The organism is Pantoea sp. K16 (genome assembly GCF_048452805.1).
Classification (GTDB): Bacteria; Pseudomonadota; Gammaproteobacteria; order Enterobacterales; family Enterobacteriaceae; genus Pantoea; species Pantoea agglomerans.
Map to the genome: position 1 here is coordinate 76942 of NZ_JBLWNV010000012.1, position 22143 is coordinate 99084.

Below are 22143 nucleotides of genomic sequence, written 5' to 3' on the forward strand. Positions count from 1 at the left end.
GATATACGCTGGCACTATTTCATCGGGTGTCTGACTCCTCAGGGTTATATAATCTTCCGGAATGCCTCTTTTATAGTGAGCATAACCGAAAGCGAAAGTTTAAAGTGAAGGCAGCATTTTGGCTGAATTGAGCAGAGCATGAGCACAATCTTGATGATCCTGGCCATAGTGCTGACCTGTTCAATCCTGGCAGGCATTGGGTTCTGGTACGCTATGCGGCATCGTCCGCCGTTGGCGAAACCTCTGCCATTTATCAGTCCGCCCTGCCGTAAACTCTCTGCTCAGGAGCGTGAGGCGGTTGATAAGTATGTCGCCGCGCTGGAAAAGCAGCCCCGTACCACGGTGACGACCGATAAGCGCAGCGCGTCCGAACGACTGACGCTGACGGCACAAAGCAACAATGTCTACCCCGTTACCCGTGCGATTACCCGCTACGGACTCTCCACGGACGATCCCCATAAATGGCGCTACTACCTTGATGAAGTTGAAGTTCATCTGCCGCCGCTGTGGGAGCAGTACATCGCCGACGAAAACTACGTTGAGTTAATCCGCACCCAATCTATTCCGCTGGTGATCTCGCTGAACGGCCACTCGCTGGTGGATTACGCCGTGGATCAGCAATCGCTGCCGACGCTGATGCGTCCGGTGTCGACCAACGCCTCTATCCGCAAAGCGGAAACGGAAAACGTCGAACTGCTGCAGGTGCGCAAAGAGACGCCGGAAGAGTATCGTCTGTCGCGGCCAGATGGTACGCGTGAAGCGGTGATCATCTCTCTTGCCTTCTTACTCTTCTTCTTCAGCCTGTTAGTCCCCGCAACGCTGATGATCTGGCTGGTGCTGACGGGTGCAGTCATGATTGCCGCCAGCCTGTGGCTGCTCTACCGCATTCCGGGTGAGCGCGGCCTGCGTGACATACACTGCCTGCGCGGCGCGCCAAAGCGCTGGGGCCTGTTCAGCGAATCGAACCAGGAGCAGAGCAATATCACACTGGGGATTATTGACCTCGCCTATCCACCACACTGGCAGCCTTATGTCGCGCACGATCTGGGACAGGTGACGGATGTGGAGATCTACCTTAACCGTCAGGTGGTGCGTCAGGGTCGCTTCCTGTCGCTGCAGGATGAAGTCAAAAACTTCCCTATTCAGCGCTGGCGGAAAAACGTGGTGCTGGCCTGTGGTTCACTGATGGTGCTGACCATGCTGGTCACCTGGATCCCGCTCGGCATGCCGATCAAGCTCAGTCTGGCCTGGGCCAGGGGCACCGACAGCCTGGAGGTCAGCAGCGTCGATAAACTCAGCAGCGTGCCCCTGAATATTGGCGACAACCTCAAAGTGAGCGGTACTGGCATGTGTTCGGTGCCGGACAACTATCAGAGCAACCGAAGTTACGCCTTCATGCCGTTCGACTGCTCGGCGGTCTACTGGAATAACGCCACGCCGTTGCCGCAGCCACAATCGGACATTATTGATAAAGCCGCTGCTCTGCTGGAGACCACCACAAAGCAGCTGCATCCGGAAACCAATACCGATCCTAAACTGAATCCGCAGCTGGCCTCCGCGATTCAGAAGTCCGGCATGATCCTGCTGGATGACTTCTCCGATCTGGTGATGAAAACGCAGGATCTCTGTAATCAGCCACAGGATTGTATGCGCCTGAAAAATGCGCTGGTGAACCTGGGCAATGCCAAAGACTGGGAAGCGCTGATGCGTCGCGCAGATTCCGGCCAGCTAAACGGCATGAATGTGCTGCTGCGGCCGGTCAGTGCTGAAGCCCTGGAAAACCTGGTCAATACCGCCACCTCGACCTTCTTTTTCCGCGAAACCCGTCGTGCAGCAGAAAATCTTAACAGCCCGCCGCCAGGGGGTTTTCTGATCGTCAGCGACGAGGGCCGCCAGCTGGTGAATCAGCCTCAGCCAACCGTGTCGCTGTTTGATCTCGATCCGCCCTCTCAGTGGCGTGAACTGCAACGTATCTCCGCCATGCTGCTGCATACGCCTTTCAGCGCCAGCGGCATCATCACCAGCATTTCAACGGATGCAAACGGCACGCGTCATATCGTGCTGCACAATGAACCGGATGCCATGGCGCAATGGCGCTATCTCGGCAGCGTATTGCTGCTGCTGGTGCTGTTAACCTGCGGTGTGATCAATGGGTTACTGGCGCTGCGCCGTATGCACCTTAATCGCCAGCGCATGATCGATATCCAGCACTACTACGACAAGTGCTTCAATCATAACCTCGGCACTTTGCAGAGCGTGCGCCCGATATTCTGAGCCCTGCCCTTCTGTGCTACCCTGTCGCCCGGTTTTTTTACAGGGTGAAACATCCGCATGCTCAACTGGTCTGAGATTGATACCGTGCTGCTCGACATGGATGGCACGCTGCTGGATTTGGCGTTTGATCGCCACTTCTGGCTGGAGCATGTGCCTGAACAACTCAGTCAGCAACGCGGCATCACCCGGGCGGAAGCCGAAGCGATCATCGCGGAAAAGTATCAGGCCGTCGCCCATACGCTAAACTGGTATTGTCTGGATTACTGGGCAGAAGCGCTGGCGCTGGACATCCGTGCCATGACCTGGGCGATGCGCAGCCGGATTGCGCTGCGTGACGATACGCTGCCTTTTTTGCAGGCTCTGCGCCGTGCCGGCAAGTCCACTATCCTGCTGACCAACGCGCATCCTTACAATCTGGACGTCAAACTGGCGCAGACAGGTTTAGCGCCGCACCTTGATTTATTACTTTCCACCCATACCTTTGGGTATCCGAAAGAAGACCAACGTTTATGGCAGGCGGTACAACAGCACACCGGCTTTTCTGCGCCGCGCACGCTGTTTATCGATGATAGCGAAGTGATTCTGGATGCTGCGGCGTCATGGGGCATCGGCGAGTGCTTAGGCGTAAAGAACCCCGATTCGGGTCGTCCTGAGCAAATCTTTCAGCGTCATCGCGCCACCGGCGATTACCGGACGCTGATCTGAGTCAGGAGCAGCAATGAAGAAAGAGAAAAGCAGCGAAGAGGTACGCCTCGACAAGTGGCTGTGGGCCGCGCGCTTTTACAAAACCCGGGCAATTGCGCGGGAGATGATTGAAGGCGGCAAAGTGCATTACAACGGCCAGCGCAGCAAACCTGGCAAAGTGGTGGAGCTGAATGCGGAACTGACACTGCGTCAGGGCAACGATGAACGCACCGTGGTGGTGGCGGACATCAGCGCTCAGCGCCGTCCCGCCAGCGAGGCCCAGCAGCTCTATCGCGAAACCGATGCCAGCATTGAAAAACGCGAAAAAATGGCGCAGGCGCGCAAAATGAATGCGCTGACTATGCCCCATCCCGATCGGCGACCTGACAAAAAAGAGCGTCGCGATTTGATGAAGTTTAAATTATCGGGCGATGAATAACGCCGTCTTAGCTGACGCGCCATCGCCCCGTACCAGTGAGAGAAAAAATATGTCAGCCCAGGATCAACTGCACCGTTATCTGTTTGAAAATGCCGCCGTGCGCGGCGAGCTGGTGAACGTCTCTGACACCTGGCGTGAAACCGTAAAGAACCATGATTATCCGGCACCGGTTAAAACGCTGCTGGGTGAGATGCTGGTCGCCACCAGCCTGCTGACTGCCACGCTGAAGTTTGATGGCGAAATCACCGTGCAATTGCAGGGTGACGGTCCGCTGTCGCTGGCGGTGATCAACGGCAACAACAACCAGGAACTGCGCGGCGTAGCGCGTATCAAAGGCGACATCCCGGACGACAGTACTCTGAAAAGCATGGTGGGCAATGGCTATCTGGTAATCACCATTTCCCCTGAAAAGGGCGAACGTTATCAGGGTGTAGTGGGACTGGAAGGTGAAACCCTGGCGGAGTGCCTGGAAGATTACTTCATGCGCTCAGAGCAGCTGCCAACGCGGCTTTTTATCCGCACCAGCGACAAAGGCGCCGCGGGTATTCTGCTGCAGGTGATGCCTGCGCAGGATACGGAGAAAGAGGTTTTCGACCATCTGGCAACGCTGACCGAAACCATTAAAATGGAAGAGCTGATCGATCTGCCTGCGAATGAAGCGCTGTGGCGCCTCTACCATCAGGAAGAGGTCACCCTCTACGATCCGCAGCCGGTGATCTACAAATGCACCTGCTCGCGTGAGCGCTGTGGCGAAGTACTGACCACGCTGCCGCAGGAAGAGGTGGATGAGATCATCGCGGAAGATGGCAAAATCGACATGCACTGCGACTATTGCGGCTCAAACTACGTGTTTGACGCCGTCGATATCGCCGGTATTCGCAGCCACTCCCTTGAGAATAATAACCAGCTTCACTGATTTATCGGGCGGCTTCTGCCGCCCCTTCCCCGCCGCCCATGCCTATCCCCATAATTTTTCAGACAAATTATCTTTTTTTACTTTCATAACATCTTTTAAACGTTCGAAACATAGCCTTAACGCGCCCTGAGTCGCATTTTTAGATCACTGCCCTTTTTCCCTTAACGCAGAAGAGTAAACTGCGCGCGATCGTGCAAACGCCCGGAAGTCAGAGGCAGATGCCCTGAATTGCCCGGTGATCTTTGCAGGCTGTCGTGACGAAGCGCAGTCGACTGTCAGTGATTTGCCGCACCCGATACAACAGCCGGTGGCACGATCCCAACCTATCTCTGCTTTGCAGAACAGACACCGATTTAAGGAGCAGTAAAATGCGCGTTAACGGCCTGACCTCGCAAGACCTTGCCGCTTTGGGCATCGTGGATACCACGGAAGTGGTTTACAACCCTGATTACGACACGCTTTTTCAGGAAGAGACGCGCCCGGACCTCGAAGGTTTTGCTCGTGGCACCCTGACGCAGAGCGGCGCGATTGCAGTAGACACCGGGATTTTCACCGGGCGATCGCCAAAGGATAAGTACATTGTGCGTGACGACACCACGCGCGATACCCTGTGGTGGAACGACCAGGGCACCGGCAAAAACGACAATCAGCCCCTGTCGCAGGAGACCTGGAACGCGCTGAAAAGCTGCGTCACCCGCCAGCTTTCCGGCAAGCGCCTGTTTGTGGTGGATGCGTTCTGTGGTGCCAATGCCGATTCCCGTCTGAGCGTACGTTTTGTCACCGAAGTGGCCTGGCAGGCACACTTCGTGAAGAACATGTTCATCCAGCCTGACGACGCTGAACTGGCCGAATTCACTCCCGACTTTGTGGTGATGAACGGCGCCAAATGCACCAATCCAGACTGGCAGGCGCAGGGTCTTCACTCTGAAAACTTTGTCGCCTTCAATCTGACTGAACGCATGCAGCTGATTGGCGGAACCTGGTACGGCGGCGAGATGAAGAAAGGTCTGTTCGCCATCATGAACTACCTGCTGCCGCTGAAAGGCATCGCCTCAATGCACTGCTCAGCAAACGTGGGTAAAGCGGGCGATGTGGCGGTCTTCTTTGGCCTCTCGGGCACCGGTAAAACCACACTTTCTACCGATCCTGACCGCCAGCTGATCGGTGACGATGAGCACGGCTGGGACGATGATGGCGTGTTTAACTTCGAGGGCGGTTGTTACGCCAAAACCATCAACCTCTCTGAGCAGGCTGAGCCGGAGATCTACCGCGCCATTCGCCGCAATGCGCTGCTGGAAAATGTGGTGGTCCGCGAAGATGGCAGCGTCGATTACGACGACGGCAGCAAAACCGAAAACACCCGCGTCTCCTATCCGATCAATCACATCGACAATATCGTGCAGCCGGTCTCAAAAGCGGGCCACGCGAAGAAAGTGATTTTCCTGACCGCCGATGCGTTTGGCGTGCTGCCGCCGGTTTCACGTCTGACGCCGGAGCAGACGCAGTATCATTTCCTGTCAGGTTTCACCGCCAAGCTGGCGGGGACCGAGCGTGGCGTCACTGAGCCGACCCCCACCTTCTCCGCCTGTTTCGGCGCGGCGTTCCTGATGCTGCATCCGACGCAGTATGCGGAAGTGCTGGTGAAACGGATGGAGGCGTCCGGTGCGCAGGCTTATCTGGTCAATACCGGCTGGAACGGCAGCGGCAAACGCATCTCACTGAAGAATACCCGCGCCATTATCAATGCCATTCTGGCGGGTGAGCTGGATGATGCGCCGATGGAAACGCTGCCGATCTTTAATCTGCAGATGCCGGTTACGCTGGGCGAACTGGATAGTGATACGCTCGATCCGCGTCGTAGCTGGGAGAGTGAGGAGAAGTGGACCGCCGCCGCCGAAGGTCTGGCGCAGCGCTTTATTGATAACTTCGACAAGTACACGGATAACGCTGCAGGTGCTGCGCTGGTGAAAGCTGGCCCGCAACGCTAAAAGAAGCGGCGCGGCAATGAAACTGCCGCGCCGTTTTTATCATCCCGACACGCTGTTGCTGCCGTTGTTGTGGCTCAGCGCCATGCTTTCCACTAACGGCAACCAGGCACGAATGCGTAAACCGCCGCGTTCGCTCTCGCCAATCTCCAGCGAGCCCTGATGAGCATCAATAATACGCTGCACGATCGCCAGGCCCAGACCGGTACCGCTGGTGCTGCGGGCGCTGTCGCCGCGCACAAAGGGCTGGAACAGATGCGCCAGCTGATCCGGCTTAATGCCAGGTCCATCATCTTCCACCTGGAACCAGGCACGATGCAGTTCCCGTCCGCTGCTGACCCTGATCCAGCCATTACCGTATCGCGCGGCGTTGACCACCAGGTTAGCCAGTGCCCGTTTAATCGACAGCGGGTTGATATCCAGCATTAACTCTTCCGGCATCACCGCATTTTCGATCTCACGTTCATAGCCGCTTTCAGCGGCCACCACTTCGCCCAGCACACTGTTAAGGTCGGCGCGCTCAGTCTGCATCTCCTGACCGGTACGCAGGTAGTCGATGAACTGTTCGATAATGGCGTTGCACTCTTCGATATCTTTATTAATCGATTCGGCCAGGTAGCCATCCTGCTCGCTCATCATCTCGGTGGCGAGACGAATACGGGTCAGCGGCGTTCGCAAATCGTGGCTGACGCCCGCCATTAACAGCGTGCGGTCATCCGCCAGCTGCTTCACCCCGGCCGCCATCTGGTTAAAGGCGCGGGTCACCGATCGCACTTCTGACGCGCCATACTCGCGCAGCGGCGGCGGAATAATCCCGCGCCCGACCTGCAGAGCGGCGTGCTCCAGATCCACCAGCGGGCGGTTCTGGATGCGGATAAACAGCCAGGCACCGCCAATCGCCAGCAGCATAATCGCCAGGGTGTAGCGGAACAGCGGCGAGAAGTCGCCCTGATGAATCTCAGTCAGCGGCACCCGCACCCAGATATCGGGCGACAGCCAGGTTTTCAGCCAGACGACGGGCGAGTTTTTGTTAACCTCAACCCGCACATCGGTGGGACCGCCAAGCTGCTGGCCCATCTGCTCGCTCAGGAATTCATAGTGCTGCGCCCATCGCAATCCGCTCTCCTCTGCTGCTGCATTGGTGTAGAGCGAGATCCCCAGTTCGCGGTAGATTTCCCGGCGAAACGCCGGTGGCACTTCCAGCTGCGTGCCATCCTCCAGCTGCAACCGGTCGGTCATCAGCATACGAACTTCGTAAGCGAGCACCTTATTGAACTGTTGCAGGCTGGGAAGAATGGCGAAGTTCAGCACCACCAGATAGGTCGTTACCAGGCTGACAAACAGCAGGGTAACGATCAGCAGCAGGGTGCGGGCAAACGAACTGCGAGGCGAGAAGCGCAGCCGCTTCATGCTTTACTGCCGTCCGGCACAAAGACGTAGCCCAGACCCCAGACGGTCTGGATATAACGCGGATGCGCAGGATCCTCTTCCACCATGCGACGCAGGCGGGAGATCTGGACGTCAATCGAACGTTCCATGGCGCTGTATTCACGGCCACGCGCCAGGTTCATCAGCTTATCGCGAGACAGCGGCTCACGTGGATGGCTGACCAGTGCTTTCAGCACCGCAAACTCACCGCTGGTCAGCGGCATCGGCTCATCTTCACGGAACATCTCGCGGGTGCCGAGGTTAAGTTTGAACTTACCAAAGGCGATGATCGCCTCTTCCTGCGAAGGTGCGCCTGGCAGTTCATTGGCCTGACGGCGCAGCACCGCACGGATGCGCGCCAGCAGCTCACGCGGGTTAAAGGGTTTAGGAATATAGTCGTCAGCGCCGATCTCCAGCCCCACGATACGATCCACCTCTTCGCCCTTGGCGGTCACCATAATAATCGGCATCGGGTTGCTCTGACTGCGCAGACGACGGCAGATAGAGAGACCATCCTCGCCTGGCAACATCAGGTCGAGCACCATCAGATGAAAGGATTCACGGGTTAACAGACGATCCATCTGCTCGGCATTAGCGACACTGCGCACCTGAAAGCCCTGCTCGGTGAGATAGCGTTCAAGCAGTGCACGCAGACGCATATCATCATCGACGACCAGAATTTTGTAGTTCTCTTGCATTTTCAACTCCCAAAGGCGCTATTGCCTGAGCCAACATTGTTAAAAAAAGATGCCTTATAGTGACAGTCATTAATGGTTTATATTCTAGCCAAAATTGTTACAAAGCATATTAAACAGGAGCTTATATTTGATTTAAGGCGATTTCGGGTCAGTTTTAACGCGTCTGGCGCTGCCCGGCCCCTGTTACGGCAAATCTGAAAAAACGGCTCTGTTTCTCTGAATCGCTGGCGTCAGAAGCGGGCCAGTTTTTATTCGATGAACGAATTCAGCAAGTTAGCAGACAATTTGACTTAATGATCAGCCATCACTGTGGATAAGCTCCAGATAATCTACCTCAACAGTAGCCAGGCAGCATAATATTCCAGCAAACCTGCGTAACGCCCCACTCTCCTCTCGGATTAGTTTCAGCGGTGCCACCAGCAAGACCAGTTGAAATTAAAGTCCGTTAAATCAATCAGTAAAGCCAACTTTTCGCCTTCTCCGTTTTCAACCAGACTGCTCAGGCAACATTCGATGTCTCAACGGGGATTACACACAATGAAAAAAACAATTTTACTGCTGAGCGCGCTGGCATTAAGCAGCGTCACTCCAGCTTATGCTGCCACAGCCACTGGTGAAGCAGCTGGCGCAGCGGCAACCACCACAGCACAAGGTAACTCTAACGCCATCGGTGTTGGCGCAGTCGCAGCCCTGCTGGGCGTTGCGCTGGCCACCATGGGCGGCGGCGGCGGTGACGGTCACAGCACCGGTACATCGACCACCACGGCGACTCACGCCGGTAAATAAGTATCACGACTTCTTTTACAGCTTCAGATTACTGGCTTCAGATTGTTTTTCAGCACCAACCCTTTCGCCGCCGGGGAAGTCAACGTGGGTTTTTAGCCTTTAAAAACCCTTTCCCCGCCCTTTTTTGCCGCGCCCCCTTTGTCTTACACTGTTCCTCTTTGGATCTCTCTGGCCGGTATAGCATGAAAACCCGACTCATTACCCGCGAAGGCTTCGATAAGCTGAAAGCAGAACTCGACTATCTCTGGCGTGAAGAGCGACCGGAAGTGACAAAAAAAGTCACCTGGGCTGCCAGTCTTGGCGATCGCAGTGAAAATGCCGATTATCAGTACAACAAAAAACGGCTGCGTGAAATCGACCGTCGCGTTCGCTATCTGACCAAAAGTCTTGAACAGCTGCGTATCGTTGACTATTCACCCCAGCAGGATGGCAAAGTCTTCTTTGGCGCCTGGGTGGAAATTGAAAACGATGAGGGCGACCTCAAACGCTTCCGCATTGTGGGCTACGATGAGATTTTTGGCCGCAAAGATTACATCTCCATCGACTCGCCCATGGCGCGGGCGCTGCTGAAAAAAGAGGTCGGCGATGCCGCCACCGTCGAGACGCCAGTGGGGCCGGCGCTGTGGTATATCAACGCGATTGACTACCCGCAATAACCCTTCAGATTATCGCTGAAAGCCGCCCGCGTCTCTGGCAATTTTAACCATCAATCCGTATAACTGTCGGCTATTTCTCAACCCGGAAAGCAAGACAATCCTGATGATGAAAGTTCTGAGCCAGATAATTGCCAGTGAGCTCAAGGCGCGTCCAGAGCAAGTTGACGCCGCCGTTCGCCTGCTGGATGAAGGGAATACCGTGCCGTTTATCGCACGCTATCGTAAAGAGGTCACCGGCGGGCTGGATGATACCCAGTTGCGCCAGCTGGAAACCCGCCTCAGCTATCTGCGTGAACTTGAAGAGCGACGCCAGTCGATTCTGAAGTCGATTGACGATCAGGGGAAACTCACTGACGACCTCGCCCGCGCGATCAACACCACCCTCAGCAAAACCGAGCTTGAAGACCTCTACCTGCCCTACAAACAGAAACGCCGGACGCGTGGACAGATCGCTATCGAAGCGGGTCTGGAGCCGCTGGCGGAGACGCTGTGGCAGGAGCCGTCTCACATTCCTGAGCAGCTTGCCGAACAGTATGTCGATGCCGACAAAGGCGTCGCCGACGTCCGTGCCGCGCTGGATGGTGCCCGCTACATTCTGATGGAGCGTTTCGCTGAAGATGCCGCGCTGCTGGCGAAGGTGCGTAATTACCTGTGGAAAAATGCCCATCTGGTGTCACGCGTGGTGGAAGGCAAAGAGGAAGCAGGCGCGAAGTTCCGCGACTACTTTGATCACCATGAAGCGCTGAGCGGCGTGCCGTCGCACCGTGCGCTGGCGATGCTGCGTGGCCGCAACGAAGGCGTGCTGCAACTGTCGCTGAATGCCGATCCACAGTTTGATGAAGCACCGCGTGAAAGCCATGGTGAAACGCTGATTGCTGAGCACCTGAACCTGCGCCTGAATAACGCTCCTGCCGACAGCTGGCGTAAAGCGGTGGTGAGCTGGACGTGGCGCATCAAGGTGATGCTGCATCTGGAAACGGAGCTGATGGGCACGGTGCGCGAACGCGCAGAAGATGAAGCGATTAACGTCTTTGCCCGCAACCTGCACGATCTGCTGATGGCCGCTCCCGCCGGTATGCGCGCCACCATGGGGCTGGACCCAGGCCTGCGCACTGGTGTCAAAGTGGCGGTGGTCGATGCCACCGGCAAGGTCGTCGCGACCGATACCGTCTATCCGCATACCGGCCAGACCGCGAAAGCCGCGGCCGCCGTAGCGGCACTCTGCATTAAGCATCAGGTTGAGCTGGTGGCGATTGGCAACGGCACCGCTTCACGTGAAACTGAGCGCTTCTTCCTGGATCTGCAGCAGCAGTTCCCGCAGGTCACGGCGCAAAAAGTGATTGTCAGTGAAGCTGGCGCATCTGTCTATTCGGCCTCTGAACTGGCGGCGCTGGAGTTCCCGGATCTCGATGTTTCGCTGCGCGGCGCGGTGTCGATTGCCCGACGTTTGCAGGATCCGCTGGCTGAGCTGGTGAAAATCGACCCGAAATCGATCGGTGTGGGTCAGTATCAGCATGACGTCAGTCAGAGCCAGCTGGCGAAGAAACTCGACGCGGTAGTGGAAGATTGCGTGAACGCCGTCGGCGTTGACCTCAACACCGCCTCGGTGCCGCTGCTGACCCGCGTGGCGGGCCTGACGCGCATGATGGCGCAGAATATTGTCGGCTGGCGTGATGAGCATGGCCGCTTCCAGAACCGTCAGCAGTTGCTGAAAGTGAGCCGTCTTGGGCCAAAAGCCTTTGAGCAGTGTGCGGGCTTCCTGCGCATCAACCATGGCGATAACCCGCTGGATGCCTCGACTGTGCATCCGGAAGCCTACCCGGTGGTGGAGCGCATCCTGGCCGCCACCGAGCAGGCACTGAGCGATCTGATGGGCAACGCAGGCAGCCTGCGTAATCTCAGCGCCCGCGATTTCATTGATGAACGTTTTGGTCTGCCGACCGTTACCGACATCATGAAAGAGCTTGAGAAGCCGGGCCGCGATCCGCGTCCTGAGTTTAAAACTGCACAGTTCGCTGAAGGCGTAGAGACGCTGAACGATCTGACGCCGGGCATGATCCTCGAAGGTGCCGTCACTAACGTGACCAACTTCGGTGCATTTGTGGATATCGGCGTGCATCAGGATGGCCTGGTGCATATCTCTTCGCTCTCCGATCGCTTCGTGGAAGATCCGCATCAGGTGGTGAAAGCGGGCGATATCGTCAAAGTGAAAGTGATGGAGGTCGATCTCCAGCGCAAGCGTATTGCCCTGACCATGCGTCTTGATGAGCAGCCAGGCGAAGGCAATGCCCGTGGTGGCGCGAAAAACGCGGCTCCGCGCGAGGAGAAACGTCAGAACAACGCGAAAGGTCGTCCGCGTCCGGTCAGCTCGTCAGCAGGTAACAGTGCGATGGGTGATGCGCTGGCTGCGGCTTTCGGTAAAAAACGCTAAGCTTTTCAGGGGGCCACTGCCTGGCCCCCTCTTCACACCCTTCTCCCCGGTTGAAAATCCCCGCCATCGCGCTACGCTAAAAAGACGCCTGTCATAAAAACAACACCTGCTGTGGCACCCAATTCACGATGGAAACGATCACCGATCTGATTGATAAGATTTATGCTGGCACATTTCCGGAGGCGACCTTTGCGCGCCTGCTGGCTGACATCGCCACCGCCCGCGAGGCAATTAAGCTGCCGCGCAAGGCACACTGGGATGAGCAGGATGTGGTGCTGATCACCTATGCCGATCAGTTTCGCGAAGCCGATAAACCCACGCTCAGCACCTTTTCCCGGTTCTATCAGCAGCACCTGCAATCCACGTTTCCGCTGGTTCACCTGCTGCCCTTTTTCCCCTGGTCGTCCGATGACGGCTTTTCGGTGATTGATTACCATCAGGTCGATCCGCTGTGCGGCGACTGGCAGGACATTGCGCGGCTGCATCAGGAAACCCGGCTGATGTTCGATTTTGTCTGCAACCATATGTCGGCACACAGCGCCTGGTTCAGCCACTTCCTGGCGCAGGATCCCGGCTGGGACGATTTCTTTATCAGTATGCCGCCCGCCACCGATCTCAGCGCCGTGACGCGTCCGCGCACCTCGCCGCTGCTGACGCCGTTTAAAATGGCGGATGGCGAAACCCGCTTTATCTGGACCACCTTCAGCGCCGACCAGATCGACCTCAACTTTGCCAATCCTGAGGTGCTGCTGCGCATGGTCAATGTGCTGCTCGACTACCTGAAACGCGGCGCTGACTATGTGCGTCTCGATGCGGTCGGCTACATGTGGAAAACGCCCGGCACGCGCTGTATTCATCTGGAAAAGACCCATCAGCTGGTGAAGCTGTTTCGCGCTATTGCCGACCAGGTTGCGCCTGGCACGGTGATTATCACCGAGACCAACGTGCCGCATCAGGACAACATCAGCTATCTGGGCAACGGGCACGATGAGGCGCAGATGGTCTATCAGTTTTCGTTGCCGCCACTGGTGCTGCATGCGATTCACACCGGCTCGGCGCGCGCACTGCGGCAGTGGGCGAGCGCTCTGGATCTCAGCAGCAACGACACCACCTTTTTCAACTTTCTGGCGTCACACGACGGCATCGGCCTTAATCCGGCGCGCGGCATTTTGTCTGAAGTGGAGATTGTGGCGCTGGTGCGCGATCTGGCGCTGGAAGGCGCGCTGGTCTCCTATAAAAACAACCCTGACGGCACCACCAGCCCCTATGAAATCAACGTCACCTATCTGGATGCGCTCAACCGTGAAGATGACGATGACGCCACGCGGCTGAAACGTTTTTTGCTGGCCCATGCGATTCTGCTGGTCTTTCCCGGCGTGCCTGCCATCTATATCCAGAGCATTCTGGGTGGTCGTAACCATTACGATGGCGTGCGCGCCGCCGGACACAACCGGGCGATTAATCGGCAGAAGTATGATTTACAGCAGATTGAGGGAGATCTGGCGGGCGGTAACTGGCTGCGCCAGCAGGTCTATACCCGGCTCGGACAACTGATTCAGCTGCGTCGTCGCCAGCCTGCGTTTCACCCGGATAATCCGATGACGCTTTATGAGAGCGAAAACGCCGTGCTGGTGCTCAGACGTCATCAGCCAGAAAGCGGCGACGGGCTGCTGTGCGTGTTTAATCTCAGTGGACGGTCAGTGGAGACGCAATTACCGGTGGCGCATACGTTGCAGGATGTGGTGAGCGGAGAGAAAATTGATGGCACCCAGCCGGTTAAGCTGGATGCCTGGCAGTTCATGTGGCTACGTTAATTACTTGTAGACTTCAGCCGTTGCGCTGAATTTGCCGTGTTCGCGGCCTGCGATCACGCGGTAGTATTTACCGCCCTTTTCGTCAGCGAGCTTCGACAACACTTTCTTAGCATCCATTGGCGAGGTGGTTTCCGCCGTGGTGTTAACGTTGCCGATCTTTTGCAGGTTCATTGTTTTAACTTCTTCCTGGGTGACTTCTTTCGCTGCCATCGCAGAAAATGAAATCGCGCCCATCATCATTGAAGCCACAACCCATTTAAAAACCTTCATTATGTTTACCCTCATTCATGATCCATTGTGAGATGTAAGCAGCCGCTAAACGCGTAAGGCAGTATGGAACGGCATAGTCATTTCCATGACTAATCACATAAAATTGCAACGGCCTCGCTCACAGAGAGAAGTATTGCTGCTGTCTGCGATTTTGCCAGTTCAAAGCGTCATTATCACGGCAGATTACTGATAAAATTAACAATATGCTGGCAAAAGCGCTCAGGATGGGAAATAAAAGGCGCATGTGCGGCTTTTTCGATAACCACTGAGGGCGATGCTGGCAACATTTCATCTATCTCCGCCGCAATCCGGCGCGGCACCAGTCCATCTAACGCTCCATAGAGTCGCAGGAACGGCAGCGTAATTTGCGGTAACGCGTCGCGCAGATCGACCTGGCGCAGAATCTCCAGCCCGCCATCCAGCACCGCCACCTCCGGCATCGGCTGCGACAGCACCACCTCTTTCAGCTGCCGCGCATCGGCGCGAGCCGTTTCGGTACCCAGCGTCTGCAGCGCCAGAAAGCGCTCCACCGTGCGCTGGAAATCGTTGCTGAGCATCTGCTGAAAGTTCTGCAGCGTCTCCGGTTTAATGCCGGGCCAGCTCTCTGTGGCGGTGAAACAGGGCGACGAGGCAACGGTGATCAATGCAGCCAGTTTTTCTGGCGCACTCAGCGCCAGCTGCGTCGCCACCAGTCCGCCCAGCGACCAGCCCACCACAATCGACTGCGGTGGCAGCGCAGGCAGCAATTGCGCTGCCATCTGCTCCAGCGTCAGCGCACCGAAATGCTGGCTGCGGCCATAGCCGGGCAGATCGACCAGATGCAGGCGATAGTGCGCGCTGAGTCGCGGAATGATGCTTTGCCAGACTTCGGCATTCAGTCCCCATCCGTGCAGCAGCACAAGATCGCGTTTTCCTTCTCCGCAGGTGTGCCAGTAGAGCGACGTCATCAGTTACTATCCCGAAAATGATAAGGAGGTCGCTATGCTAGCAATGCCCGCCCTGTGTTGGCTATGCCGGATGCCGTTGCGGTTAGCCCGGCACGGCATCTGCAGCTTATGTCTGCGCGGATTACCGCCGTTACCGCTGCTCTGTCCACGCTGCGGATTGCCGGCAGGTTCAGCAAAGGTCGCCTGCGGCCGCTGCCAGCTTAAACCGCCCGCCTGGCAGGCGCTGGTCTGCGTCAATGACTATTGTCCGCCGTTCAGCCAGTGGGTTAACCAGCTTAAATTTTCTCACATAACCGCACTCAGGGTGATGCTGGCGCGGCTGCTTTTGCTAAGCTGGCTTAATGTTTACCGGCATGGCAGTGTGCCGCGTCCCGATCTGCTGCTGCCGGTTCCGCTGCATCGGCGACGACGCTGGCAGCGTGGCTTTAATCAGACGGTACTGCTGGCCGCACCGCTGGCGCACTGGCTGGGATGTGAATGGCGCGAAGGTCTTTCCCGCAAGCGCGGTGGCGCATTACAGCATCAGCTCAGCGCCCGCCAGCGCCGCACCAACTTACGGGGTGCTTTCTGCCTTGAAATGGTGGTGCAGGGACGCCATATCGTTCTGCTGGATGACGTCATTACCACCGGCAGTACGGTAGATGAAATCAGCCGCCTGTTAATGGCCCAGGGTGCCGCCAGCGTGCAGGTCTGGTGCCTGTGCCGTACCTTGTAGAGCGTCTTTGATGGGCGTATTATAACCAACTAAATTAGTCAACTATTGAGCAATCGACATGATCCGAATTACTGACTCTGCCCAGGAACATTTTTCTAAACTGCTATCCAAACAAGAAGATGGCACCCAGATTCGCGTATTCGTGATTAACCCGGGTACGCCAACAGCCGAGTGTGGCGTCTCTTACTGTCCGCCCGATGCCGTTGAAGCTACTGACACCGAACTGAAGTTCGAAAAGCTCTCTGCTTACGTTGATGAACTGAGCAAGCCGTATCTGGAAGATGCTGAAATTGACTTCGTTACCGACAACCTCGGTTCGCAGCTGACGCTGAAAGCGCCGAATGCCAAAATGCGTAAAGTCTCTGATGATGCGCCAATGGTTGAGCGCGTTGAGTATCTGCTTCAGGCGCAGATCAACCCACAGCTGGCCGGCCATGGCGGTCGCGTGTCGCTGATGGAGATCACCGATGAGGGCTACGCCATTCTGCAGTTTGGCGGCGGCTGTAACGGCTGTTCGATGATCGACGTGACCCTGAAAGATGGTATCGAGAAAGAGCTGCTGGCCGCCTTCCCGGAACTCAAAGGCGTGCGGGATATTACTGAGCATCAGCGCGGTGAACACTCGTTCTACTGATGATTAAGCGCGGCAGCCTGGCTGCCGCGCTTCTGTTATTGCCCTTTCTGTCCTGACTGACGCTGCTGGCTGACCACCTTCAGCAGTGCATTCACTTCCTTGTCCGCAAAGATCTCCTCCAGCGTTTTGCTCAGCTTGCGTCGCCAGTTAGGGTACTGATCCACCGTGCCCGGGACGTTGACCGGCGTGGTCATGCCAAGCCAGTCCTCAGGCTGCAGGCCAAGCAGCGCACTGTCGGTATCCGCCAGGAAGCGATGTATTGCCCGATTCAGCGCAGGCGTCATGGTGAGCTTCTCTGCCTTCTTCTGGCTGCGTGCCGGTAAGGCGCCCGCCTGATGAAGCGCATCCAGCAGCGCCTGCTTCTGCGCGGCGCGCTGCTGATGTAACGCTTTCACCGCATCGCCCGGATAGAGGCCAATCTTCTCACCCAGCGCCAGGTCGCCCTGCTCCCAGAAGCCGGTCAGCGTAGGCAGATCGTGCGTGCTGGCGCTGGCGATAGACTGGCGCGGATAGTCCTGCGGCGCGCGATAGCGCTCATCCTTCTCCTGCTCAAACCAGAGCACCTTCCATGAAAAGACGCCACTTTTACGCAGCAGGCTGACAATCTCCTGGGGCACAGTGCCAAGGTCTTCACCAATCACCATGCAGCGCAGCCGGTGGCTCTCCAGCGCCAGGATGCCCAGCAGATCGTTGACCGGATAGGCCACATAGGCGCCTTTATCCGCCGTCTCCCCGGCAGGCACCCACCACAGACGCAGCAGCGACATCACGTGATCGATGCGCAACGCGCCGCAGTCGCGCATATTGGCGCGCAGCATGTCGATAAATGGCTGGTAGCCGCGCGCCTTCATTACATGCGGGTCCATCGGCGGTAAGCCCCAGTTTTGTCCCAGCGGACCGAGACGGTCAGGCGGCGCACCCACCGAGGCCTTGAGGCGGTAAAGCTCCGGGTCGTGCCAGGTTTCCGCGCTGCCTTCCGCCACGCCCACTGCCAGGTCACGATAGAGTCCGACGCTCATGCCCAGCGCCTGACTGTGCGTCCAGCAGCCAGAGAACTGCTGCTGCGCCAGCCATTGCAGCCATTGCCAGAAGGCGATCTCCTCTTCATGCTGTGCACACCACTGCTGCACCTCCGGCAACTGGCTGTTGCGCCACCCTTCCGGCCACGCAGGCCAGCCGCCCTGCTGCGCCTTATCTGCCCGTCGCTCCAGCTGTATGCCGTCGTAGGCGGCCTGATAACGCAGGCTGTCGCCGCCTTCATGCACAAAGGCCGCCCAGGATTGATGCTCTTCGCTCTGGCTGTCTCGCGCCTGAAAGTGTGCCCAGGCGTGCCGCAGCGCAGCGAGCTTAAGCGCCATTACCGCCTCGTAGTCAACCAGCTCCGCCTCACGCGCTTTGGTCAGCGCCTTCCGGGTTCTGGCGCTGTTCCACCACTTCTGTGCCGCCGCGCTTTGCTGAAAATCGGCCACCTGACTGACGTCGATATAGATTACGTTCAGCCAGCGGCGCGACGACGGGCTGTACGGACTGGCGAAACCGGCGCTGGCGGGATAGAGCGCATGCAGCGGATTCAGCCCGACGAAATCGCCACCGCGTTCAGCCAGCTGCACCAGCAGCTGGTCGAGATCGCCGAAGTCGCCGATGCCCCAGTTCTGTTCAGAGCGCACGGTGTAGAGCTGCACCAGCGCACCCCAGCGTTTTTCCCCCGCTTCCAGCGCCGGAGGCAGATAGCAGCGGCGCGGCGCTACGATAAGCCGCGTCTGCCAGCTTTTTTTGCCCTTACTGAGTGTGAGCTGGTGGTACCCCTGCGCCAGCGGGCCAGGCAGCGTAAAAGGCTCACCGGCGGTTAACTCGCCGCTGTGCTGTTTGCCCTTTTCAGTCTGCAACTGCCAGCGGTAAACGCCGCTGCCCTGTGGCGTCAGCTGTCGCTTGCCACTGCCGCTGAACACCGCGACCGGCGGCAGCGGCGATTTTTTTGCGTCCTGCGGATCGTCCATCACCGCCAGCAGCGCCTGCAGGGTCTCATCGCTGATCGCCTCTTTCTCGCCATTGACGTTGATGTAGTCAAGTGAAATTCCCGCGGCACGGGCGGCCTGACCGAGTGAATGTTGCTTCATTGCTGCTCCTTAGCGCGGTGCCTGCCAGATACGTTGCTGATAGTCACGAATTGACCGGTCCGAACTGAACATGCCGGTTCGTGCCGTATTGAGGATGGCGGCGCGGGTCCAGCCTTCCGGGTCGCGCCACAGGGCTTCCACCCGTTGCTGCGCCTCGATGTAGGCCTGGAAATCGGCCAGCACCAGCCAGGGATCGCCATGTTTCGTCAGGCTCTCCAGCATCAGGTCAAACGCATGTTTATCCCCGTTGCTGAATTTGCCCTTCTCCAGCGATTTCAGTAGATCGTCCAGCGGCTTGTTCTGCTTACGCACCTTTTTCGGGTTATAGCCTTTCGCCTTGAGCGCTTTGACCTCATCCACGGTGTGACCAAAGATAAAGATATTCTCCTCACCCACCTGTTCGGCAATCTCGACATTGGCGCCATCCAGCGTGCCAATCGTCAGCGCACCGTTCAGTGCCAGCTTCATGTTGCCGGTGCCGGAAGCTTCATATCCGGCGGTGGAGATCTGCTCTGAGAGATCGGCCGCCGGGATCATCAGTTCGGCCACGGTGATGCGGTAGTCCGGGATAAACACCACTTTAAGTCGGTCACCGACGCGTGGATCGTTGTTCACCACCTCCGCCACCTTGTTAATGGCGTAAATGATATTTTTGGCGAGGTAATAACCCGGCGCGGCTTTGGCACCGAACAGGAACACCCGTGGCGTAAAGGTGACATCCTCCGGGTTATGACAGATTTTCTGATAGCAGTAGAGGATATGCAGCAGGCTGAGGTGCTGGCGCTTGTACTCATGCAGCCGTTTGATCTGCACATCGAACAGCGCGGCCGGGTTCACGATAATCCCCGTGTGGCGGGCGATATACTCCGTAAGCTGCGCTTTGTTCTGCTGTTTGATGCTGCGATAGCGCTGACGAAACGCCTGATCGTCGGCATAGGCCTCCAGACCGCTTAACGCCTCAAGGTTATTGGCCCACTCGGTTTTCAGCGTCTCATCAATCAGCCCGGCCAGCGCCGGATTACACTGCTTCAGCCAGCGGCGCGGTGTGATGCCGTTGGTGACATTGTGGAATTTCTGCGGCCAGAGCTGGTGATATTCCGGGAAAAGATCGCTGACCACCAGGCTTGAGTGCAGCGCCGCCACGCCGTTGACCGCAAAGCCGCTGACGACGCAGAGATTCGCCATCCGCACCTGACCGTCAGCGACCACCGCCAGCTTGTGCCACATCGCTTTGTCATCCGGCCAGCGCTGCTTCACCTGCTTTTTCAGCCGCTGGTTGATCTCTTTGATGACCAGAATATGGCGCGGCAGCAGACTGCGCATCAGCTTCTCATCCCAGCGCTCCAGCGCCTCCGGCATCAGCGTGTGGTTGGTGTAGGCAAACAACCGGCTGGTGATCTGCCACGCCTCATCCCAGCTCAGCTGATGCTCATCCAGCAGCACGCGCAGCATCTCCGGGATGGCGATGGTGGGATGTGTATCGTTAAGCTGAATCACTTCGAAGTCAGGCAGGCTGTGAATACTGCGTCCCGCCAGATGGTGACGACGCAGGATATCCGCCACCGCACAGGCGCACTGGAAATATTGCTGCATCAGGCGCAGCCGCTTGCCGGCCTGATGGTTGTCATTGGGATAGAGCACTTTGGTCAGTTTTGCCGCCTCGATGCCCGGCTGCTCCGCCTGCAGAAAATTGCCGTCATTGAACGCCGTAAGATTAAACGGATGTGCACTCACTGCCTGCCACAGACGCAGCGGCAGCGTCACGCCGTTGCGGTAGCCGGTCACCGGCAAATCCCAGGCCTCGCCGCGCAGCGTAAAATCGGGCAGCCAGCGTACACTGCCGTTTTCCTGCTTTTCTACCCGGCCCCCCATCGCGACTTCCACATCCAGCGCCGCGTTGTGGCGGAACCAGGGATAGCGCTCACGCTGCCAGTCATCGGGCGCTTCAATCTGCTGACCATCATCGAAAGACTGGCGGAACAGGCCATACTGGTAGTTCAGTCCGTGGCCGGTGGCGGACTGCCCCACCGTTGCCATCGAATCCATGTAGCAGGCGGCCAGTCGTCCCAGCCCGCCGTTGCCCAGCGCCGGATCGACCTCCTGCTCCAGCAGTTCCGTTAAATCGAACTCGTGCTCAGCCAGCGCCGCTTTGACGTCGTTATACCAGCCGAGATTGAGCAGGTTGTTGCCGGTCAGACGGCCAATCAGAAACTCCATCGAGAGGTAATTAACGTGACGCTGCTGCACAGCCGGACGCGGTGCCGGTTGTGCGTCCAGTAGCTCCGCCAGCGCCGCGCTGACCGCCTGCCACGCCTGGTGCGGGGTCATCTGCTGGGCGGAACGGAGACTTAACTGTTGCCACTGGCGGGTAAAGGCGGCATTAAAACGGGCTTTATTAAATTTTTGCTGCGGCATATCACTCCCTTCTGTTACGCAATGAGGTGAAGCAAAAATAGAAAGCGCACGGGCTGGCAACCGGGTGCCAGCAACCGTTAAGTAAAGACGGGAGTGAGGAAAAAAGCGACAGCAATCAAAGAAAAACGCCAGCCGGGAGGCTGGCGTGGCAGGAATCAGCAGAGTTCGAGGTGAACCTCATGCTGCTCAATCACCTTCATTACGCTGGCAGGCGGCGTTTTGTCCGTGTAGAGGTAGTCAAGCAGACTCATGTTGCCGAGGTTGACCATGGCGTTACGGCCAAACTTCGAGTGATCCACCACCAGCATCACGCAGCGTGAATTTTCAATGATGGCACGCTTGGTGCGGACTTCGTGATAGTCAAACTCGAGCAGCGAACCATCCATATCGATGCCGCTGATCCCCAGAATGCCGTAGTCGAGCCGGAACTGAGAAATAAAGTCGAGCGTCGCTTCACCCATTACCGCGCCATCGCGGGTCCGCACTTCACCACCCGCGATAATGACCCGGAAATCGGGTTTATCCATTAGCAGCATGGCGACGTTAAGGTTATTGGTGACCACGCGCAAATCGCTGTGGTTGAGCAGCGCATGCGCCACCGCTTCCGGCGTGGTGCCGATATCGATAAACAGCGTGGCACCATCCGGGATCTGGCTGGCCACGCGCTGGGCAATCCGCGCTTTTTCCGCTGACCACATCATTTTACGGTCGTGCCAGGCGGTATTCTCAGAGCTGGAGGGAAGCGCCGCGCCGCCGTGGTGACGCTGAATTTTGTTCTGATCGGCCAGATCGTTGAGATCGCGACGAATGGTTTGCGGGCTGACCTCAAAATGATCCACCAGCTCCTCAGTACTGACATATCCCTGACGACGGACTAAATCGATAATCGCGTCATGACGTTGCGTCTGCTTCACGTTCCTCTCCTGTTAACCCG

18 protein-coding genes are annotated in these 22143 nt (G+C 57.3%); 11 read left to right on the forward strand and 7 right to left on the reverse strand.

Annotated features, from left to right (window positions below):
- Nucleotides 1-138 precede the first annotated feature (138 nt).
- The 5 genes from ACK13D_RS16460 to pckA all read left to right on the forward strand — a co-directional run bounded on the left by ACK13D_RS16460 (nt 139) and on the right by pckA (nt 6301).
- Complete coding sequence (locus ACK13D_RS16460; RefSeq protein ID WP_418796883.1) at nt 139-2274, forward strand: intracellular growth attenuator family protein; 2136 nt, start codon at nt 139-141, stop codon at nt 2272-2274.
- Between the two features lie 57 nt (nt 2275-2331).
- Complete coding sequence (yrfG, locus tag ACK13D_RS16465) at nt 2332-2979, forward strand: GMP/IMP nucleotidase (RefSeq protein ID WP_022624036.1); 648 nt, start codon at nt 2332-2334, stop codon at nt 2977-2979.
- A gap of 13 nt (nt 2980-2992) precedes the next feature.
- Nucleotides 2993-3397 (forward strand): ribosome-associated heat shock protein Hsp15, encoded by a 405-nt coding sequence (gene hslR / locus ACK13D_RS16470; protein WP_010253159.1) that lies wholly within the window; start codon nt 2993-2995, stop codon nt 3395-3397.
- A gap of 49 nt (nt 3398-3446) precedes the next feature.
- Nucleotides 3447-4313: an Hsp33 family molecular chaperone HslO gene (gene hslO / locus ACK13D_RS16475; protein WP_418796886.1), complete on the forward strand. Its 867-nt coding sequence runs from the start codon at nt 3447-3449 to the stop codon at nt 4311-4313.
- A gap of 368 nt (nt 4314-4681) precedes the next feature.
- On the forward strand, nt 4682-6301 hold the full coding sequence (gene pckA / locus ACK13D_RS16480) for a phosphoenolpyruvate carboxykinase (ATP) (RefSeq protein WP_010253165.1): 1620 nt from the start codon (nt 4682-4684) through the stop codon (nt 6299-6301).
- Between the two features lie 39 nt (nt 6302-6340).
- Here the strand turns inward: pckA and envZ are convergent, their stop codons facing one another.
- Together envZ and ompR are read right to left on the reverse strand one after the other, a co-directional pair.
- Nucleotides 6341-7708: a two-component system sensor histidine kinase EnvZ gene (envZ, locus tag ACK13D_RS16485; protein ID WP_010253168.1), complete on the reverse strand. Its 1368-nt coding sequence runs from the start codon at nt 7706-7708 to the stop codon at nt 6341-6343.
- Nucleotides 7705-8424 (reverse strand): osmolarity response regulator transcription factor OmpR, encoded by a 720-nt coding sequence (ompR, locus tag ACK13D_RS16490; RefSeq protein WP_003853014.1) that lies wholly within the window; start codon nt 8422-8424, stop codon nt 7705-7707. The genes envZ and ompR overlap by 4 nt, the downstream gene beginning before the upstream one ends.
- A 537-nt stretch (nt 8425-8961) precedes the next feature.
- On the opposite strand from ompR, the gene yjbE reads away from it, so the two are divergent.
- From yjbE to ACK13D_RS16510, 4 genes are all read left to right on the forward strand, one after another.
- Nucleotides 8962-9210 carry an exopolysaccharide production protein YjbE gene (gene yjbE, locus ACK13D_RS16495; RefSeq protein WP_010253177.1) on the forward strand — a complete coding sequence of 83 codons (249 nt, stop codon included), beginning with the start codon at nt 8962-8964 and terminating at the stop codon, nt 9208-9210.
- 182 nt (nt 9211-9392) lie between these two features.
- Nucleotides 9393-9866 (forward strand): transcription elongation factor GreB, encoded by a 474-nt coding sequence (greB, locus tag ACK13D_RS16500; RefSeq protein WP_010253180.1) that lies wholly within the window; start codon nt 9393-9395, stop codon nt 9864-9866.
- A 103-nt stretch (nt 9867-9969) separates the two neighbouring features.
- Nucleotides 9970-12297 carry a Tex family protein gene (locus ACK13D_RS16505; protein ID WP_033768072.1) on the forward strand — a complete coding sequence of 776 codons (2328 nt, stop codon included), beginning with the start codon at nt 9970-9972 and terminating at the stop codon, nt 12295-12297.
- 128 nt (nt 12298-12425) lie between these two features.
- Nucleotides 12426-14111, forward strand: a complete 1686-nt coding sequence (locus ACK13D_RS16510; RefSeq protein ID WP_010253185.1) for an alpha-amylase family glycosyl hydrolase — start codon at nt 12426-12428, stop codon at nt 14109-14111.
- On the opposite strand, the gene ACK13D_RS16515 is transcribed toward ACK13D_RS16510, so the two are convergent.
- Nucleotides 14112-14381 carry a YdgH/BhsA/McbA-like domain containing protein gene (locus ACK13D_RS16515; RefSeq protein WP_010671554.1) on the reverse strand — a complete coding sequence of 90 codons (270 nt, stop codon included), beginning with the start codon at nt 14379-14381 and terminating at the stop codon, nt 14112-14114.
- Nucleotides 14382-14554: 173 nt separating this feature from the next.
- Nucleotides 14555-15328: a pimeloyl-ACP methyl ester esterase BioH gene (gene bioH, locus ACK13D_RS16520; RefSeq protein WP_033768069.1), complete on the reverse strand. Its 774-nt coding sequence runs from the start codon at nt 15326-15328 to the stop codon at nt 14555-14557.
- A gap of 34 nt (nt 15329-15362) precedes the next feature.
- Here bioH and gntX point away from each other — a divergent pair, with 34 nt between their 5' ends.
- Together gntX and nfuA are read left to right on the forward strand one after the other, a co-directional pair.
- Nucleotides 15363-16043: a DNA utilization protein GntX gene (gene gntX, locus ACK13D_RS16525; protein WP_418796890.1), complete on the forward strand. Its 681-nt coding sequence runs from the start codon at nt 15363-15365 to the stop codon at nt 16041-16043.
- A gap of 58 nt (nt 16044-16101) precedes the next feature.
- Nucleotides 16102-16677, forward strand: a complete 576-nt coding sequence (gene nfuA / locus ACK13D_RS16530; protein ID WP_010253194.1) for a Fe-S biogenesis protein NfuA — start codon at nt 16102-16104, stop codon at nt 16675-16677.
- A 35-nt stretch (nt 16678-16712) separates the two neighbouring features.
- Here the strand turns inward: nfuA and malQ are convergent, their stop codons facing one another.
- The 3 genes from malQ to ACK13D_RS16545 form a co-directional block, all read right to left on the reverse strand.
- On the reverse strand, nt 16713-18794 hold the full coding sequence (gene malQ, locus ACK13D_RS16535) for a 4-alpha-glucanotransferase (protein WP_418796893.1): 2082 nt from the start codon (nt 18792-18794) through the stop codon (nt 16713-16715).
- 9 nt (nt 18795-18803) lie between these two features.
- Complete coding sequence (gene malP / locus ACK13D_RS16540; protein WP_418796895.1) at nt 18804-21209, reverse strand: maltodextrin phosphorylase; 2406 nt, start codon at nt 21207-21209, stop codon at nt 18804-18806.
- 155 nt (nt 21210-21364) lie between these two features.
- Nucleotides 21365-22123, reverse strand: a complete 759-nt coding sequence (locus ACK13D_RS16545; RefSeq protein WP_010253201.1) for a DeoR/GlpR family transcriptional regulator — start codon at nt 22121-22123, stop codon at nt 21365-21367.
- Nucleotides 22124-22143 lie beyond the last annotated feature (20 nt).

Excerpts from the sequence above, each read along its gene's own strand:
- ACK13D_RS16460 (WP_418796883.1), top strand. The coding sequence starts at position 139 with ATGAGCACAATCTTGATGATCCTGGCCATAGTGCTGACCTGTTCAATC.
- yrfG (WP_022624036.1), top strand. The coding sequence starts at position 2,332 with ATGCTCAACTGGTCTGAGATTGATACCGTGCTGCTCGACATGGATGGC.
- hslR (WP_010253159.1), top strand. The coding sequence starts at position 2,993 with ATGAAGAAAGAGAAAAGCAGCGAAGAGGTACGCCTCGACAAGTGGCTG.
- hslO (WP_418796886.1), top strand. The coding sequence starts at position 3,447 with ATGTCAGCCCAGGATCAACTGCACCGTTATCTGTTTGAAAATGCCGCC.
- pckA (WP_010253165.1), top strand. The coding sequence starts at position 4,682 with ATGCGCGTTAACGGCCTGACCTCGCAAGACCTTGCCGCTTTGGGCATC.
- envZ (WP_010253168.1), bottom strand. The coding sequence starts at position 7,708 with ATGAAGCGGCTGCGCTTCTCGCCTCGCAGTTCGTTTGCCCGCACCCTG.
- ompR (WP_003853014.1), bottom strand. The coding sequence starts at position 8,424 with ATGCAAGAGAACTACAAAATTCTGGTCGTCGATGATGATATGCGTCTG.
- yjbE (WP_010253177.1), top strand. The coding sequence starts at position 8,962 with ATGAAAAAAACAATTTTACTGCTGAGCGCGCTGGCATTAAGCAGCGTC.
- greB (WP_010253180.1), top strand. The coding sequence starts at position 9,393 with ATGAAAACCCGACTCATTACCCGCGAAGGCTTCGATAAGCTGAAAGCA.
- ACK13D_RS16505 (WP_033768072.1), top strand. The coding sequence starts at position 9,970 with ATGATGAAAGTTCTGAGCCAGATAATTGCCAGTGAGCTCAAGGCGCGT.
- ACK13D_RS16510 (WP_010253185.1), top strand. The coding sequence starts at position 12,426 with ATGGAAACGATCACCGATCTGATTGATAAGATTTATGCTGGCACATTT.
- ACK13D_RS16515 (WP_010671554.1), bottom strand. The coding sequence starts at position 14,381 with ATGAAGGTTTTTAAATGGGTTGTGGCTTCAATGATGATGGGCGCGATT.
- bioH (WP_033768069.1), bottom strand. The coding sequence starts at position 15,328 with ATGACGTCGCTCTACTGGCACACCTGCGGAGAAGGAAAACGCGATCTT.
- gntX (WP_418796890.1), top strand. The coding sequence starts at position 15,363 with ATGCTAGCAATGCCCGCCCTGTGTTGGCTATGCCGGATGCCGTTGCGG.
- nfuA (WP_010253194.1), top strand. The coding sequence starts at position 16,102 with ATGATCCGAATTACTGACTCTGCCCAGGAACATTTTTCTAAACTGCTA.
- malQ (WP_418796893.1), bottom strand. The coding sequence starts at position 18,794 with ATGAAGCAACATTCACTCGGTCAGGCCGCCCGTGCCGCGGGAATTTCA.
- malP (WP_418796895.1), bottom strand. The coding sequence starts at position 21,209 with ATGCCGCAGCAAAAATTTAATAAAGCCCGTTTTAATGCCGCCTTTACC.